The sequence below is a fragment of the Shuttleworthella sp. MSX8B genome, from assembly GCF_000524295.1.
Lineage (GTDB): Bacteria > Bacillota > Clostridia > Lachnospirales > Lachnospiraceae > Shuttleworthia > Shuttleworthia satelles.
On sequence record NZ_JAQT01000033.1, the window covers coordinates 171,138 to 187,741 of the forward strand.

12 protein-coding genes and 1 pseudogene are annotated in these 16,604 nt (G+C 53.8%); all 13 read right to left on the bottom strand.

Annotated features, from left to right (window positions below; genetic code table 11):
* Positions 1 to 24: 24 nt before the first annotated feature.
* The 13 genes and pseudogenes from pknB to HMPREF1508_RS10760 all read right to left on the bottom strand — a co-directional run bounded on the left by pknB (position 25) and on the right by HMPREF1508_RS10760 (position 16,577).
* Complete coding sequence (gene pknB, locus HMPREF1508_RS08500; RefSeq protein WP_006905625.1) at positions 25 to 2,010, bottom strand: Stk1 family PASTA domain-containing Ser/Thr kinase; 1,986 nt, start codon at positions 2,008 to 2,010, stop codon at positions 25 to 27.
* Positions 2,011 to 2,013: 3 nt separating this feature from the next.
* Entirely contained in the window at positions 2,014 to 2,757 is a 744-nt protein-coding gene (locus HMPREF1508_RS08505; RefSeq protein WP_006905626.1) for a Stp1/IreP family PP2C-type Ser/Thr phosphatase, read from the bottom strand.
* Between the two features lie 146 nt (positions 2,758 to 2,903).
* Positions 2,904 to 3,971 carry a 23S rRNA (adenine(2503)-C(2))-methyltransferase RlmN gene (gene rlmN / locus HMPREF1508_RS08510; RefSeq protein ID WP_044961149.1) on the bottom strand — a complete coding sequence of 356 codons (1,068 nt, stop codon included), beginning with the start codon at positions 3,969 to 3,971 and terminating at the stop codon, positions 2,904 to 2,906.
* A gap of 301 nt (positions 3,972 to 4,272) precedes the next feature.
* Positions 4,273 to 5,562, bottom strand: coding sequence for a 16S rRNA (cytosine(967)-C(5))-methyltransferase RsmB (rsmB, locus tag HMPREF1508_RS08515; protein WP_044961151.1), 1,290 nt, complete (start codon positions 5,560 to 5,562; stop codon positions 4,273 to 4,275).
* Positions 5,563 to 5,580: 18 nt separating this feature from the next.
* Positions 5,581 to 6,603, bottom strand: coding sequence for a methionyl-tRNA formyltransferase (gene fmt / locus HMPREF1508_RS08520; protein WP_044961153.1), 1,023 nt, complete (start codon positions 6,601 to 6,603; stop codon positions 5,581 to 5,583).
* On the bottom strand, positions 6,600 to 7,082 hold the full coding sequence (gene def, locus HMPREF1508_RS08525; protein ID WP_044961155.1) for a peptide deformylase: 483 nt from the start codon (positions 7,080 to 7,082) through the stop codon (positions 6,600 to 6,602). The genes fmt and def overlap by 4 nt, the downstream gene beginning before the upstream one ends.
* 86 nt (positions 7,083 to 7,168) lie before the next feature.
* Entirely contained in the window at positions 7,169 to 9,403 is a 2,235-nt protein-coding gene (gene priA / locus HMPREF1508_RS08530; RefSeq protein ID WP_044961156.1) for a replication restart helicase PriA, read from the bottom strand.
* Positions 9,404 to 9,539: 136 nt separating this feature from the next.
* A complete protein-coding gene (locus HMPREF1508_RS08535) occupies positions 9,540 to 9,980 on the bottom strand; it encodes an aspartate carbamoyltransferase regulatory subunit (RefSeq protein WP_006905633.1) in 441 nt (146 codons plus the stop codon).
* 202 nt (positions 9,981 to 10,182) lie between these two features.
* A pseudogene (pyrB, locus tag HMPREF1508_RS08540) lies at positions 10,183 to 11,085 on the bottom strand (aspartate carbamoyltransferase); the annotation flags it as partial.
* 246 nt (positions 11,086 to 11,331) lie between these two features.
* Positions 11,332 to 13,068, bottom strand: a complete 1,737-nt coding sequence (locus HMPREF1508_RS08545; RefSeq protein WP_044961158.1) for an Ig-like domain-containing protein — start codon at positions 13,066 to 13,068, stop codon at positions 11,332 to 11,334.
* Between the two features lie 607 nt (positions 13,069 to 13,675).
* Positions 13,676 to 14,221, bottom strand: coding sequence for a DJ-1 family glyoxalase III (locus HMPREF1508_RS08550; protein WP_044961159.1), 546 nt, complete (start codon positions 14,219 to 14,221; stop codon positions 13,676 to 13,678).
* Positions 14,222 to 14,294: 73 nt separating this feature from the next.
* Positions 14,295 to 14,672 (bottom strand): hypothetical protein, encoded by a 378-nt coding sequence (locus HMPREF1508_RS08555; protein ID WP_006905639.1) that lies wholly within the window; start codon positions 14,670 to 14,672, stop codon positions 14,295 to 14,297.
* 75 nt (positions 14,673 to 14,747) lie between these two features.
* Positions 14,748 to 16,577: a methyltransferase domain-containing protein gene (locus HMPREF1508_RS10760; RefSeq protein ID WP_084640323.1), complete on the bottom strand. Its 1,830-nt coding sequence runs from the start codon at positions 16,575 to 16,577 to the stop codon at positions 14,748 to 14,750.
* Positions 16,578 to 16,604 lie beyond the last annotated feature (27 nt).

Here is a 16,604-nt window from a genome sequence, read left to right on the forward strand (position 1 = left end):
CCGGTTCCCCGGGCGTCTGAAATCTTACTGCTTGGCGAAAGAAACCGCCGTAGAACCGCTCGCTCCTCCGGACCAGGAGAGAGTTCCGCTCGACGTCTGAATATTCTCCACAGAGAGGGTCTCTGTCTTGCCGGCACCGACCTTCCAGGTCCTAAGCGTCTTGCCGGCCGTGTCTTTTAAGACGTAGGTGACATCACTTGTCGTGCTGTTCGTGACCGACTGAGAGAACCGGTATGCCGCCGTCTCCTTCCCCTTGGAAATCACGATATTAACCGCTGTTCCGGGATCGATATACTGGCCGGTGCTGGGACTCTGCGAAATCACCTTGCCCGATTCCACACTGTCACTGTAGCTGGACGTCACATTCCCCAGCGTTAACTTGGCCGCGGACAGGGCGCTGCTCGCCTCGTCCTTGGTCATGCCGGTCAGACTGGGCACCTGGACCGCCTTGGTCCCCTGGCTGACAAGCAGGGTCACCTGACTGTTCTTGGCCAGCTTGCTGCCGGCCGTCGGATCTGTGCTGATCACGACCCCTTTGGCCGCCGAAGAGGAGTACTGATACTGAACATTGACGGTCAGACCGGCCCCCTTGAGCGTCTTGGTCGCGGCATCCTCCGTCTGTCCTGTCACATCAGGCACCTTGATCTTGTCAGACCCTGTGGAAATGGTCAGTGTCACCGTTGAATCCTTGTCCACCTTCTTACCAGCCGTCGGATCCTGCTCAGCTACCATCCCCTGATCATAGTCATCAGACGTCGCGCTTACCGTGACGACCTTCAAACCCATATTGGTCAGGGTGGATTTGGCTTCCTCCTCACTCTTGCCTGTCACATCGGGAAGACGAATCTGACTGGTCTGCTCCGTGTTCGTGCCGAAGCCCTTGAACCATCCGAAAAGAGAGCCGAAGACATAGATCATAATGATCATAATGATAATGGCAGCGATCACACCGCCGATCGTAATGATCTTCTCAATATTCCTGCCCTTTTTCTTGTCCCCGGAAGCGGTCAGCGCCCCAGTCTCAGCCGCGGCAGGCAGAGCCCCGGCCTTCTGTTCGTTAAGGTCCGCTTCCTTATCCTCGTCCTCCTCGTATGCGCCGGCCTCCTTCTTGATCTCGTTTAACTCATCCTCAGTAATGACCTTGGTCTTATCATCGTCAACCAGCGGAACGATATTGATAAAATCCTCATTGGGCGTCACCAGAGCCTTGCGCAGATCCAGAAGCAGCTCTTCCATATTCTGATAGCGGCGATCAGGGCTCTTCATGGTCGCCTTCTCGATGATGTGCTCGACACTGATCGGCAGATCCTCCGCAATCGCTGACGCCTTTGGCATCTCGGACTGCAGATGCTGCAGGGCCACCGCGACTGTGGAATCTCCATCAAAGGGCACCTGTCCGGTGGCCATTTCATACATCACAATTCCCAGAGAATAGATGTCGGACCGATAGGTCACATAGCCATTTCTGGCCTGCTCCGGCGAGGTATAGTGGACTGATCCCATCATATCCGCGTGCACGGTATTGGAGGAAACCGCCTTGGCAATGCCAAAATCCGTCACCTTAACCTTGCCGTCCTTGGAGATCATGATGTTCTGAGGCTTAATGTCCCTGTGAATGATTCCCTTCTTGTGGGCGGCTTCAATCCCCCGCGCCACCTGAATGGCGATGGAGATCACCTCCTTGTAGTTAAGACGCCCCTTCTTCTCAATGTAGGTCTTCAGCGTCACACCCTCGACGACCTCCATCACAATATAGTAAAGGCCGTTCTCAGAGCCGACGTCATAGATGTTTACGATATTCGGATGCTCTAAACCCGCCGCGGACTGCGCCTCCTGACGGAATTTGGTGACGAAGGTCATATCGTGGGAGAAGTCCTCCTTTAAGACCTTGACTCCGACATCTCTGCCGAGAAGATGATCCTTGGCCCTGTAGACATCCGACATGCCCCCTGTCCCAATGTTGGCTGTGATCTCATACCGATTCGCAAGAAATGTTCCATTCTCTAACATAGACTACATCCTCTCCGCATCAACCAGGGGATCGATGACAATCACAGAGATATTGTCCTTCCCCCCATTGAAATTCGCCAACTCAAGCAGGCGCTCCGCCCTCATCTCAGGTTCGGGCTCCGTATTCATAATTCGAAGGATTTCCTCGTCAGGCACCATATTGGTCAGTCCATCGGTACACATGAGTATCTGCTCCCGGGGCTGTAAAAAAAGGTCAAAATAATCGGGATGAACCTCGGCTTCCACTCCGACAGCCCTGGTAATAATGTTCTTGTTGGGATTGTGCATGGCCTCATCCCTTGTCATCTCGCCACTGCGCCGCATCTCCTCCACCAGGGAGTGATCGCGGGTCACCTGGCACAGGCCACTGTGGTCGACCAGATAGAGGCGGGAATCCCCCACATTCGCCACATAGAGATGCTGCCCGCAAATGGTGGCTGCCACGAAGGTAGTTCCCATTCCCCGCTTGCTGTCGTCAGAAGCAGCCATCTCATAGATGACGCTGTTGGCGCTGCTGATCGCCTGGTCTAAGACGGCGACCGGCTCTTTGAGCGCGGATGTCTCTATGGTACTGACCGCGTGCTGGACTGCCTTGGAAGAGGCGTATTCCCCAGCCTTGTGTCCTCCCATTCCATCCGCAATCACAAAGAGATTGGACAGGGGGCCGATCGATTCCGAAGCCGCGAAGACATAGTCCTGGTTGCTACTTCTGACCTGACCGACGTCGGTTTTTGAAGCAAATAACATATCGCATCCTTACTGCGTCATCAGACAGGAGCCTCATTCTGCAAAGATCTCCTGCCATAATCATCAAACAATCGAACATATACCCTGAGCAGATTTCATTGCGCAAACTTTCAAATGAGCGCCCAGGGATATTCGATTGTCCACTGTCATGAGAAAAAACGGATATTGGGCGACTGGTCGCCTTCGTGCATTTTGCGGCGACGAAGCTGGCCACAGGCGCCATCAATATCCCTTCCCATTTCTCTCCTAATAGTAACATTTACGCCATATTTTTCAAGCTGTGTCCGAAAGGCCAGAAGAGCCCTTCTGTCAGATTGATGGAAATTGCGCTCCTTGATCGGATTGACCGGGATCAGGTTGACATGGCAGTTGAGATCTCCCAGAAGTCCGGCCAGACGGGCCGCGTCCTCCCTGGAATCATTGACTCCGGCCACCAGAGCGTACTCGAAGGTCAGGCGCCGTCCCGTCCTGCTGAAGTAATAGCGGCAGGCGTCCAGGATCTCTTTTAGATCGTAGCGCTCAGCAATGGGCATGAGCTTTCTTCTGGTCTCCTGCGAGGAGGCGTGCAGGGAAATAGCAAGCGTAATCGACAGGTTCAGATCTGCCAGCTCCCTGATCCGGGGAACAATCCCACAGGTAGAGACCGTGATATTTCTCTGGCTGATATTCAGACCATTTTCGTCTGAAACCAGCCCAATGAGCTTGACGACATTGTCAAAGTTATCCAGCGGCTCCCCGGTTCCCATGAGCACCAGATTGGAAACCCTCTCTTTGCTGTCCCGCTGAATCCGGTAGATCTGATCCAGCATTTCCGCGGGAGTCAGATTCCTGAGCCAGCCGTCAATGGTGGAGGCACAGAATCTGCAGCCCATCCTGCATCCCACCTGTGAGGAAATGCACACGGAGTTGCCGTGATGATAGGGCATCAGAACACTCTCGACCATATTGCCGTCAGACAGGGCAAAGAGGTACTTGCGGGTTCCGTCGAGCCTGGAAATCTGACAGTCCGCCTCTTGCAGAACAGTCAAATCAGTCTCTCTCATCAGGCGCCCCCGAAGATCCCTGGAGAGGTTGCTCATCTCATCCCAGTCTGCCGCCTGTCTTCTGTGAATCCATTCGTAGAGCTGCCTTGCCCGGAATTTTTTCTCCCCCATCGCCTCGACATATGCGGTTAATTCCTCCAAATTCATGGACTTGATATCAATCCTTGGCATTGCCCTACTCTCTTTCCTGCCTGTCGTGGATTCGCCTTTATTTTTTCTGACCCTCGTTGACCCGATACGCTCTTCCCTGCATGTCTCGGATTCGCCCGGTTCTCCCCTCATATTCTAATTGTCTGAGGGATATTGTCCCAAACAGGGTGCCTGTCGCGAACCTGCCGGAAGATGATTGCTCCGGACAGGACGCCTGTCCTAAACCAGCTGGCAGATGATTGCTCCGGGCAAAGCGCCTGTCCTAAACCAGCTGGCAAATGATTGCTCCGGGCAGGACGCCTGTCACAAATCTGCCGGCAGGTCAGCCGCGGCTGAAAACGGAAATGAAAAAACCGTCCCTGCCCGAAGCGTCCGGCAGGATCTGCTCCTGAGAGATCAGATGAAAGTCTGGATTCTCCGCCAAAAAACGCTCTGTATTCCCTTCATTCTCCTGCCCGGATATGGTGCAGGTGGAGTAGACCAGGCTTCCCTGCACCTTCACATAATTTTTGACCACAGAGAGGATCTGCGTCTGCAGACCGGCCAGAGCGCTCAGATCCTTTGGCTGCAGACGATAGCGGATCTCCGGCTTTCTGCCGATGACGCCCAGACCGGAGCATGGCAGGTCGGCCAGCACGATGTCATAGGCCTCGTGACTGGCTGCGTCATCCACTCTCGCGTCAAAGACCTGGGCGGAAATATTGTCCATCTGAGAGCGGGCAATGTTCTCGCGAATCCTCGCCACCTTGTCTTCCGTCAGGTCCCGCGCCAGAATTCTTCCCTCAGACCGATCCATACAGGCCAGCTTTTCGGCTATATGCAGACTCTTGCCGCCCGGAGCGGCGCAGACATCTAAAACCCTGCTTCCCCCCCGAACAGGCGCCCGCTCCGCTACCAGCATAGATGAGATATCCTGCACATAGAAGAGGCCCTCCCGATAAGAAGGCAATTTCTTTATGGAGTCATAGCCGCTGATATAGAGGGCATAGTCAAGGTCTTCGGACCGGAGCACAGACACTCCTTCCCCCTCGAGCTTCTCAATCAGGTCTTCAACGGAGATCCGGGCCAGGTTGACTCGAATACAGGTTTTCCTGGGCGCAAGGAAGCTCTTGCATATGCTCTCGCATCCCTCCCGGCCGAATCGCTTACTCCACTCTTTCACCAGCCAGTCGGGCATGGAATAGCGGACGCCGGGCGACGCGTCTTTCAGAAGAGACAGGGCCTCCTGCCGATGTCTGGCGATATTGCGCAAAAGACCATTGACAAATCCCCTGAGAGGCCGATAGCGCCTGGCAATCAGTTTGACCGACTCATTACAGGCCGCGGAATCAGGCACTGCGTCCATATAGAGAATCTGATAGAGGCCCATGCGCAGGCTGTTGCGGATCATGGGCTTCATCTTTTTCACCGGCGTCCTGGAATAGTGGTTCAAAATATAATCCAGACTGATTTTGCGCTCAATAACCCCCACGGTAAGACGGCTGATGAAGGCCCTCTGCCGCTTATCCAAATAGGCGTATTTATCAAGAACTGCCTGCAGCAGGAGGTGGGAGTAGGCTCCCTCCTCTAAGACCGCAGACAGTATCTGAAGTACAATCTCTCTCTCATTCATAATCGGAAATGCTCTCTCTCACTGTCCCAGGCTCTGGCCGACTTCCATCCTGTGTCCGCGGAGAAAATCAGCCGCAGGCATCATCTTTTTGCCGGCCTTCTGAAGCTCTTCAATCCGCAGGAGCCCCCTGCCGCACTTGACATAAATCGCATCATCCGTCAGGGCAAAAATTTTCCCGGGGCAGACGGCCGAAGACCCGATGGTACTGATCGCCTGCGGCACACGCGCGGCGTCCGGCCCCCTCCTGTCCTCTTCGTCACGCGGATCCTCCGCCGATGGGCACTCGTCCTCCAGGACTCCGGCTCTCCAGATCTTAAGGGTTTCTCCCTGATAGGAGGTAAAAGCTGAAGGCCAGGAGTTTAGCCCCCGGATCATGCGCTCCAGCTCATCGGCGGGGCGGGAGAAGTCCAGTCGGCCCATGTCCTTTCGGATCATGCCGACATGGCTGACCAGACCGGGATTCTGAGGCCTGGCTTGAATCCTCCCCGCGTCCAGATCCTCCAGAGTCCTGACAATCAATCCCCGGCTGACCGCGGCCAGGCGGGCAAAGAGAGAGGCACCCGTCTCATGGGGATCCAGAGGAATTTCCTCCTGCTCTAAAATATCTCCATCATCCAGCCCAACCCCCATCTGCATTGTGGTCACTCCGCTCGTCGCGTCCCCGTTTAAGACGGCCCACTGGATGGGCGCCGCACCCCGATACCTGGGAAGCAGGGACGCGTGAACATTGACGCAGCCCAGACGTGGCATCTTGAGTATCTCCTCGGGAAGGATCTGACCAAAGGCAGCCACAACCGCGACATCCGCGGGATATTGCGCCAGCTTTGCGACGGCCTCCGCCTGGCGGATTTTTGCAGGCTGAAAGACTTCAATCCCATGCTCTGTCGCGTATTGCTTGACCTCCGGCGGAGTCAGGAGCTTCTTCCTCCCCCTGGGCTTATCCGGCTGGGTCACGACCAGAGAGATCTCATGTCCGGCCTCAAGCAGTGCATCCAGAATCTCTACCGCGAAATCCGGTGTTCCCATAAAGATGATCTTCATTCGATCTCCTCTTCCTCGTCGTATTTCACATCCATCAGAGGGCTCTCGGCGATCTCCGTGTACATGTGCCCGTCCAAATGATCCAGCTCATGGCAGATGGCTCTGGCTAAAAGGCCGGTTCCCTCGACAGAGAATTCCTTCATATTCCGATCGAGCGCCCGCGCGATCACGTGCTCCGGGCGGGTGACGATCGCGGCCTTGCCGGGAACAGACAGACAGCCCTCCTCACCGGTCTGCTCTCCGTCCTTCTCTGTAATCTCGGGATTAACCATCACCAGAGGGCCCTCGCCCACATCGATGACGACGATGCGGCGCAGCACGCCCACCTGGGGCGCGGCCAGCCCCACGCCATTGGCCTCATACATGGTCTCCAGCATGTCGTCGATCAGCTCCTGCTGCCGGTCAGACAGTTTGCTGACAGGCCTGCAGACCTTCTTTAATATAGGGTCTCCGTCTATGCGAATTTCTCGAATAGCCATACTTTTCTCTCCCGGATTATCTCTTTTGAATGGAGAATCCCTTCTCCAATTTCATATCTCTTATCATTACGTATCATTGCCTGTCATCAAAAGGCATTCATAGGGTCAAAGTCGAACCAGACATTGACTGCCCGCAGGGATCTATCAGCCAGGAGGCGATCCTCAATCCGGTTCTTGTCCTCGATCAGCAGGTCATAGTCCTCATCGCGGATATAAATAGCCTGCCTGTAGACGTCCGCAAGCTTTGCAATCCTTGCCTTGACCGGACCGTCAATCCTGCCCCCGGGTCGGGCCCTGCGAAGAAGCTCCGCAAAAAGAGCCGCCGCCGATTCCGCCGCCTGCTCTGAATCCGACATGATCTGAATGACCAGCATATGGGCGGCAGGGGGATAAGACATCAGCGACCGATATGCCATTTCCTGATCATAGAAGCTCTCGTAATCCTGCCTTGCGGCATCCACGATCGCAAAATGCCCGGGCTGGTAGGTCTGAATGACCATCTTCCCGGGCCTGTCCCCCCGTCCGGCTCTCCCGGCAGCCTGGCAAAGGAGCTGAAAAGTCCGCTCCGCCCCGCGGAAGTCGCTGGAATTCAAGGACAGGTCCGCCGCCAGAGCAGCGACTAAGGTGACATTGGGAAAGTCGTGCCCCTTGACTATCATCTGAGTCCCGATCAGAATATCGGCCTCCTGATTGGCGAAGGCCCCAAGAATTCTCTGATATCCCCCCTTAGACCTGGTGGTGTCCGCATCCATGCGAAGAACTCTTGCCCCGGGGAAGATCCGCCGGATGACCTCCTCAAACTTCTCTGTTCCGGCCCGCATCCCGCCAATGAATCTGGACCCGCATCTGGGGCAGGTCCTGGGAGCCGGCATGGAGTAGCCGCAGTAGTGACAGCTCATACGCCCGTTCTTATGGAGTGTCAGGGCGACCTCACAGTGGGGACATTTTATCACAGAGCCGCAGGAGCGACAAGAAACGAAGCCGGCCATCCCCCTGCGGTTGATAAAGAGCATGATCTGTTCCTTCTTTTTAAGCCGGTCCTCGATCAGCTGTCCCAGACGACGGCTGATCACAGACCGGTTCCCCTCCCTTAATTCCTCTCTTAAGTCCACAACCTGACAGTCAGGCAGGGCCCTGTTCTCGACGCGGGAGGGCAGGGACAGGAGACTGTACTCTCCTCTCTTGGCCCTGGAAAATGCCTCCAGGGAAGGGGTTGCAGAACCCAGGACCACAGAGGCAGAAGACAGACGGGCCCTTTCTACGGCTGTCTCTCTGGCGTGATACTTGGGTACTGTCTCCGACTTATAAGAATTCTCGTGCTCCTCGTCAATGACAATCAGCCCCAGATTGGGAAAAGGGGTAAAGAGGGCCGATCGGGGACCGACCATGATCCGGACCTTTTCCTCCTTGGCCCGTTCAAACTGATCAGACCGCTCGCCCGCCGACATGCGGGAATTCAGGATGGAAACCTGGTCTCCAAAGCGGGAGTAGAAGCGCATGACCGTCTGATAGGTCAGGGAGATCTCCGGGATCAAAACGATCGCCTCTTTCCCCTGGGAGAGAACCTTGGCGATCATCTCCATGTAGACCTGGGTCTTGCCGCTCCCCGTGACGCCATAGAGCAGATAGGTCCCCCGCCTGCCCAGGTCCCAGTCAGCGGCAAAAGCCTGAAAGGCCTGCTCCTGCTGCTCATTAAGCCAAATTCTCTTCTCACTCTTTTGCAGGGCCGCGAGGGGATTTCGCATACTGCGGAAGGACTCGACCGCAAGCCATCCCCTCTTCTCTAAGTCGCGGATGCTGGCGGACGGGATATTCAACTCCCCTGTGACCAGCTCCCAGGGCAGGCTCTGATCCTGAATCAGAGCCTCAAGAAGCCGCTCCTTTGCCACTGAGTGCCGCTTTCTCGCCCGCATACAGGCAAGCTCACCTCTGGCCTCTTCCGGGGGAAGAAGCAGTCGCAGGTTCTTCTTCTCTCTGGCGGCCGCCTTGACCTTGATGGGCAGGACCGTCTTCAAGGCCTGGTTTAAGGTGGATCCATAGTGGTCCTTCATCCAGACCGCAAGGGAGATCAGCTGGGACTCGATGTCGATTGCATCCCTCACTGTCCCCTCAATGGGGCGAATCTTAGCTTCCTCCAGCTTCGCTTTTTCGGAGATACCGATGACATAGCCCCTGATCTTGCGCCGGTCGGAACCGAAGGAGACCCTCACCCGGCTCCCGATGCGAATGCGATCCTCCAGCTCCGCGGGGATCCGGTACTGAAAGCTCTTATCCAGTTGTCCCCTGGAGATGTCGATGATGACATCCGCATACTTTGCCATAGAAGACCTCTTGCATGTGAAAGGGATTTGCCCAATTCCAATTGTCCCGACTCAGGACAATCGAATCCCTGCGGAACATATGCCTCACCGCCGCATCACATATGCCTCACTGTCGCATCCTGAACAATTTCCGAACTTATCTCTTGTGATCGCCCCGCTTGTACTGCTCCTCACAGTACTTGCAGCGGTAGACCTCATTCTCCTCATCCGTCAACAGAAAGATCTGATCCAATTCCTGCTCAATGGAGGAGATGCAGCGGGGATTCTTGCAGCGAATGACATTCTTAATCCGCTTCGGCAGACGCAGCTTTCGCTTCTCGCAGATCTGATTGTCTTTGATGACATTGACCGTGATGTTGTGGTCGATGAAGCCCAGGACGTCCAGATCAATGGCGTCGATGGGGCACTCCACCTTGAGCATATCCTTGCGGCCCATCTTATTGGATCTGGCATTCATGATCATGGCTACGGTGCAGTCCCTGTCCGCAAGTCCCAGGTCGTTATAGATGCGCATGCTCATACCGGCCTTGATGTGGTCTAAGACAAAGCCCTCCTGAATTCCACTGATGTTAAGCATTGACCGCCTCCTTTTCGCTCCTTGTGTCATCGGCTCGCTCAGATCCCGGGCAAGTCTCCCCGGCACATCCCCGGCCCGGCTGGCCCTCGAAAGGCCTGTCCGCGGCAGTGCTGCCGGCCGAATCAGAAGTGACCGGCTCCATCTCTCCGAGGACGTCTGACTTTCCCAGGCGCTCTGTCTGTCCAAGGACATCGGACTTCCCCAGCAGAGAGAGAATCAGTGCCTGGCGAATATAGCGTCCGCACTCGACCTGGCGGAAGTAGGCAGCTCTCGGATCCTGATCCACCTCAACGGAGATCTCGTTGACACGGGGCAGGGGATGAAGAACGAACATATCCTTTCTTGCCCTTTTCATCTTCTCCGGGGTCAGGATGTAGAAGTCCTTCATGCGCAGGTAGTCCTCCTCATTGAAGAAGCGCTCCTTCTGCACCCTGGTCATGTAGAGAATATCCAGTTCCGGCATGAGCTCATCCAGGCTGACCACCTCCCGATAGGGAATGTGATTGGCCTCCAGGACATCCTCCCGGATGTAACCGGGCACGCGCAGCTCCGGAGGTGAGATAAGCACAAAGGAAATGCCCTCGTAGCGGGACATGGCCGTGATCAGAGAGTGGACCGTGCGGCCAAACTTAAGATCACCGCAGAGACCGATGGTCAGATGATCAATACTGCCCCTGAGCGTATGGATGGTAAAGAGATCTGTCAAAGTCTGGGTGGGGTGCTGATGTCCCCCGTCACCGGCATTGATCACCGGAATCTCTGAGTGGAGACTGGCCACCAGGGGAGCTCCCTCCTTGGGATGGCGCATGGCGCAGATATCCGCGAAGGAAGAGATGACCCGGATGGTATCGGCTACGGACTCTCCCTTAGCCGCGGAGGAGGAGTTGGCGGAAGCGAAGCCCAGGGTCTTGCCCCCCAGGTGCAGCATGGCCGATTCAAAGGAGAGACGGGTTCTGGTGGACGGCTCATAGAAGCAGGTCGCCAGGATTTTCCCCTCCAGGCTGTGGGCGTATCGGTCTGGATCCGCCTTCATGTCCGCCGCCAGATCCATCAGCCGATTGATCTCCTCTACTGACAGATCCATGGGGCTCATCAGATGTCGCATGGCTACCTCCTTTGGTGCTGTGTCCCTGTCCGGGGCCTCTTGCGTCTGATAAAGAAGGGGGAGAGACTCGTCCGGTCCCGCCCCCATCTTCGACACATTCCTGTCAGTTATTCTACTTCAAAGTCAGCCTGCGTTCAATCCAAGCTGTAAGATCTCTATCTTGCGCCCGCCTCTGTATCGAAACAGAGCGGATTCCCGCAGGAACCCGCTCTGTTCATCAACTTAGCAATCAGATCAAAATGGAAGTCACTTCTCATTTGTCTTTCTTCTCTTTAACAGAGCAAGCACAATCAGTGCCTGTAAAGAGGCAAAAGCCGTGAACATGTACCAATCCTCGTTGCCAAGATCACCTGTCTTTGGCGCCTTAGGTGTTGATCCGGGCTTCTTGGGTTTGTCCTTCTTCGTTACATTCGCCTTATTTGTGACAACATACCCATGCTCCGTATCGCCCTCGATTGTCGTCGTGTATCCGGCGACCGGCGTCTCCCGGACCGTATAGACGATTTCGCTTCCATCCGCCTTGTACTTGGGCAGGTTCTCGAACTTGCCCTCCCAGTTGCCCGCCGCATTCAAAGTCAGTGACTTGTTCGCGTCCTGGCCGTCGGCAAAGAGCTTGATCTCCACGCTGGCCGCGGGCGTTCCGACCCACTGCTTGGTCACCTTCACTGACGTTGCGTTTAATTTATCTTTTACTGTCAGGATCGTTCCTACGTCGCTCGCTATATCAACGGTATATTCGCTAGAATCCAGTAAATAGCCCTGCGGGGCTTTCGTCTCCCGGACTTTATACTTACCCGGTATCAAAAGGCCGGAAGTGACCGTACCATCTGCCCCTGTCGTCAAAGTGAACTTACTTCCATCGGGCTTGGTCACTTCAAATTCGGCATTGGCAAGGGCCTTCGTGTTATCTTCCGCATCAACCTTGCGAAGTTTCAACTTCTTGGCGAGGTCACCGGCCATACTTCCGCCGCCGGATCTCTTTTTCCAGGTACTCTTCTGATCTACGGGCGTAATGGTGTCCGCCGTCATATTGGCCTGATTTGTCTGAACCGGGTCTCCGTAATCTACCGTTGTCTTATAGGAAAGAAAATAAGACTGCGTTCCGATATCTCCCAGATCAATTTCAAATGAAGTCTTATCAGCATTGAATTTTACCTTTCCGGTCAGGTCTACGATCTCTCCATCCCAGCTGGTTGGATTTCCGCTCGCGTCATACTCACACTTCATGAGCTTGAACTGCTCATTCGCACCGTTCGGCAGGGGATCCAGGTAATGACCGTTCCCTGACGTGATGGAATCTCTGATCACGACATGCTTTAAATCCTTCTTGGCCTGATTGATTCGCAGAGCCCAGCCGGCCACCCCGGGATGACTGGCATCGGAAGCCTTGGCAAATTTACCGAACACCTGATCGGAGGTATTGGCTCCCGGCTTGACACCGATTTTCGTCGGCGGGGGTGTCAAATCGGTTCTGCCGTTCACTTTCATTTCAATGGGGTTTACCTTATTGATCGTAACCCCTTTCTTATTCAAGATCATATAGACATACATCTGCCCGGTAATATTATGCAGTCCCTCGGCATTGTGGTTAAATTTAACGCGGATTTTCCCGCCGCCTGTCGTCGCAGTAGCCGTTGGCCTGCTGATAACCTCAGCCGTTGCAACCTTCGTTCCGTTCTGATCCGTAAGATCAAAGGTCAAAGGATTCGTAGCGGACGTTGTCATGTCCAATTCTTTGGGGATATCGATATCAAAATAATCCCCGTCATGAACAATCTGGTCAACATGCCAGTCCATAACTAATTTCAGAATCTGATCGACCGGTACCTCTGTTACGGGGTTGCCGTCGCTGTCCTGTATACTCACATTTGTCAGTTTTGCATCGACTTGTGAACCTGTCTCCGCAAAGGCCGTCTTGCCCGGATATAACAAAAAAACTGTCATCAAAAAAGCAAGAAAGAAGCTCAAAAATCTTTTAATCATCCCTATTCATTCTCCTCTCTTTTGCCCGACAAAATATTCCTCACTCAACTGGTAAAAGCGGTTAATTTATCAGGCTTATTCTCGTAATCTCGTAAATTATCTTTTATTAATCCCCCCCCCCGAAAATTGTCAGTTATCTATCGTCAAAAAAATTTCTTTTGAATTTTCCCTGACAAATTAACGGAATAAACTCTTGCCAATAAATCACATAAGAACCGTGAGTGCCAGAACACACACCGCAAACCATAGATCGGTTTTGTCTGAGATCTATCCTCATGACTGCAGATCCGTAAAACATATGATTGCATAACACCCGCAACTTCTAGCGAGATTATAACACATATTTTTTACATTTCCTTAACAAAGCAGACTGACTTTTGTGTCTTTAGCTCAAATTAATTCATTAATATCATGTGTTTTTGTAACCTACAAATCTCAGTATAGAATTAAAGATGTCAAAGAGAAATCAAGCCCTTTGATCTCATATAAGACTGTTATTATGTTAAAAAGGGCGAATCCACTGCAATATACGGGATATTCCCTTGTAAAGGCGGAATATTCCCAGTTAAATAGCAGGAAATTTGACGACAGAAAGAGGAGAGGATGTTTACTTGTAGAGAACATCCTCTCCCAGCCCGCGGGCGGCCTCTTCTCCCCTGACATAGGCCACAATGGCCAGTCCAAAGGCAAAGGCGGTTCCCATGGCCCGGCTGGTGATGATGTTTCCGTCACGCACCACCTTGTCGGTCAAATAGTCGCAGTCGCCCATCTTGTCCGCGAAGCCGGGGTTGGAGGTCGCCTTTTTGCCGGACAGAATCCCAGCCTTGGCCAGGACGGAAGGGGCGGCGCAGATGGCCGCGACCAGCTTGCCCGCCGAGGCGAAGTCCCGCACCAGCTTGATCACCCGCCCGTCTGCTCCCAGATTGGTTGTGCCGGGCAGACCTCCGGGCAGGATGATCCCATCGTAGTCTTCCCAGGCAGCCCGGCTCATGCAGGTGTCCGCCTGAAAGATAATCCCATGGGAGCCCCTGATTTCGGTCTCCTCTTTGATGGAAATGCCGTCGATCTCAATGCCGGCCCTGCGGGCCAGATCGACTACGGTCAAGCCCTCGATTTCTTCACAGCCATCTGCAAATAAAATTGCTAACTTCATACACTTATCTCCACACAGAATAATTAAAAGGGACCAATGACAACGTATTTCTGCCACTCCAGCTACAGACACACTATTGAAAATCTCTAATATTCAAAATAGCACCCGGATAAAGCGACTCAAGCAAGAAAGCGCCTGCGGCGAAACCTATTACAAGCAACACAATGAAGCCTTTCCGTGAAATAATATGTTTCACAAATTTCTTGTTGTAAAAAATATCTAATCCAATCAATCCCCCGAAATATATCAGGAGCAAAATAATTCCTATGGCCACATTTACAGGATGTTCATCTTCTGGAACGCTATATCCATATCCCTTCGGTCGATTCAATATGAATAAGAATGCCATTGAAACCCACCAGGATTTATACCCGAAAAAGAAATTCGTCAACATAATCAAAATTGATGCCAGCAAGCTTTTTATCCTTTTCACCATCAGCCCCGCTTTCATCGTTCTAATGCATTATACTTTTCGAAGATCTGGTACAGGCCATAATTTCGCTTACTCCGCATCCCTGTCCTTCGATTATTTCCTCCCGACAAGAAGCGCCGATCCGGAGAGACCCATCCAGACGGATTCCGATTTCTCCATAAACATTCCCTTTGCCGTGGGGATGAGTTCAACTGTTTCATAGCCCATGTCTCTTAGTCTCCGGACAAAGGACTGCATGTCTCCATATCTCGCCTTGGTGAAAATATCGTGAATCGCAAAGCTTCCGCCCTTTTTCAGTACGCGCAGCGTTTCCATGAGAATGGACTGACGATCTTTGCTCGGTATATTGTGGTACACATAGTTGCTGGTGACGGCGTCAAAGGTCTCGCCCTCGAAATCCAGCTTCAGCGCGTCTCCCTGGGTAAATGAGACGTTCTTCGCCCCTTCTGCCCTCGCATTGCGTTCACAGAGCGCCTTGCTGAAGGAAGCGTACTCTTTGCCCCATCGATCCAGGCCCATCATCTTCCCCTGCGGATTTTTCTTTGCGCAGGCAATTGTCAGCGCGCCGCTGCCACAGCCGACATCCAGGCCGACGCCGCCCTCGGGAAGGGTGACATATGTCGCGATCCCTTCCACGATATCTTTCGAGAGCTTTCTTTTGCCTCTGTAGGAAAACTGCCTGTACGCCGCGATGCACCAGATCGTCATGCCTCCAAGTACCGCTGTGCCCGCTCCGGTAAGGGCTGCCGCCGCTTTTAAGACCGGACATTTGGCCTTTTCCCCCGCTTTTAAGAGACCGCAGGTTACCGCGCCGAGAGCCCCTGTTCCGGCAGCACATCCGTAAATCAGGCCCCTGGGCACCCAGTTCCTGTAGTCCGCCCTGCCGGGAGCCATTCCGGGATTTGCCGCACCTTCCTTATCAGCACCTTCCTTATCATAGGTCTGATGAACTTCTTCCCAGGAGGGCATATTCATGCGAAGCGCCTCCCACGCGGGCATTCGAAAGGATGGGTTTTCGGAGCGAAATGCCTCAAACTCCTGATCCAGCCATTCCATCTCCGCCACAGCATTGGCGCAATGATCCGTCGCCAGAAGGTCTCCCAGCTTTGTTTTCGCGACAAGCCGCAGTGCGGCCTTGATTACTGCCGCATACGACTTGCTGAAAAGCAGTTTTCGATCTCCCACTGGCCTGATCTTTACGCCGGCAAAATCAAGAAGCTGATAGGCTTCGATGATTGCCGCCATCATCCGGTCGCTGAGCGCCTTGTCCGCTTTTCTAAGGTCACAGCCGCAGGCATAGCTGGCATACACGATCGGAAGCACAAATGCGGCATGACACCAGAGCCAGCCCTGCATGTCGTCGACCCAGCGAAGCTGATATCCGCTGCCCGAGAAGGCTCTTGTCAGAAGCTTCTTTTCACGCCTGTCTGGCTTGCGGTGAAGTCCGCCGACCGACATGGATCCATGGCCCAGGTGAACACACTCCACCTGTCCGTCCTCCCAGACGCCGGCCGTCCCCTGAAAGGCAAAGAGAAGAGATACTCCCTTCGAGTCCGTCCCCGGAAAACATTCCCTCCGCAGCTCATAAAAGAGCTCCTTTGTCTCTTCTGCTTTCAGATTGTTGCCGACCAGGACAAAGAGCTCTGCATCGACTCCCGCAAGTGTGGGAAGCAGGGCGATCTGCTGCTGCCCCTGCATCGCAGAAATAACCAGGTCAAAATGATCTTTCGGCGCGCTTGTAACTGTCTTCAAATGGTCTGTGCTGGTCTTCTTCTGGAAAACGTGATGAATGATCAGACCATTCTGATCCAGAATCTCCTTTTTTTCGTCGCGCGCAACAAGCGTGATATCATTCCCGCTTTTTTTAAGCGAGTGGATCAGAAATGATCCGATCACGCCAACCCCATATACAAGGATCTTCATAGCCTTCTCCTTTCGCGAAACTCCGGC

Excerpts from the sequence above, each read along its gene's own strand:
- pknB (WP_006905625.1), bottom strand. The coding sequence starts at position 2,010 with ATGTTAGAGAATGGAACATTTCTTGCGAATCGGTATGAGATCACAGCC.
- HMPREF1508_RS08505 (WP_006905626.1), bottom strand. The coding sequence starts at position 2,757 with ATGTTATTTGCTTCAAAAACCGACGTCGGTCAGGTCAGAAGTAGCAAC.
- rlmN (WP_044961149.1), bottom strand. The coding sequence starts at position 3,971 with ATGCCAAGGATTGATATCAAGTCCATGAATTTGGAGGAATTAACCGCA.
- rsmB (WP_044961151.1), bottom strand. The coding sequence starts at position 5,562 with ATGAATGAGAGAGAGATTGTACTTCAGATACTGTCTGCGGTCTTAGAG.
- fmt (WP_044961153.1), bottom strand. The coding sequence starts at position 6,603 with ATGAAGATCATCTTTATGGGAACACCGGATTTCGCGGTAGAGATTCTG.
- def (WP_044961155.1), bottom strand. The coding sequence starts at position 7,082 with ATGGCTATTCGAGAAATTCGCATAGACGGAGACCCTATATTAAAGAAG.
- priA (WP_044961156.1), bottom strand. The coding sequence starts at position 9,403 with ATGGCAAAGTATGCGGATGTCATCATCGACATCTCCAGGGGACAACTG.
- HMPREF1508_RS08535 (WP_006905633.1), bottom strand. The coding sequence starts at position 9,980 with ATGCTTAACATCAGTGGAATTCAGGAGGGCTTTGTCTTAGACCACATC.
- HMPREF1508_RS08545 (WP_044961158.1), bottom strand. The coding sequence starts at position 13,068 with ATGATTAAAAGATTTTTGAGCTTCTTTCTTGCTTTTTTGATGACAGTT.
- HMPREF1508_RS08550 (WP_044961159.1), bottom strand. The coding sequence starts at position 14,221 with ATGAAGTTAGCAATTTTATTTGCAGATGGCTGTGAAGAAATCGAGGGC.
- HMPREF1508_RS08555 (WP_006905639.1), bottom strand. The coding sequence starts at position 14,672 with ATGAAAGCGGGGCTGATGGTGAAAAGGATAAAAAGCTTGCTGGCATCA.
- HMPREF1508_RS10760 (WP_084640323.1), bottom strand. The coding sequence starts at position 16,577 with ATGAAGATCCTTGTATATGGGGTTGGCGTGATCGGATCATTTCTGATC.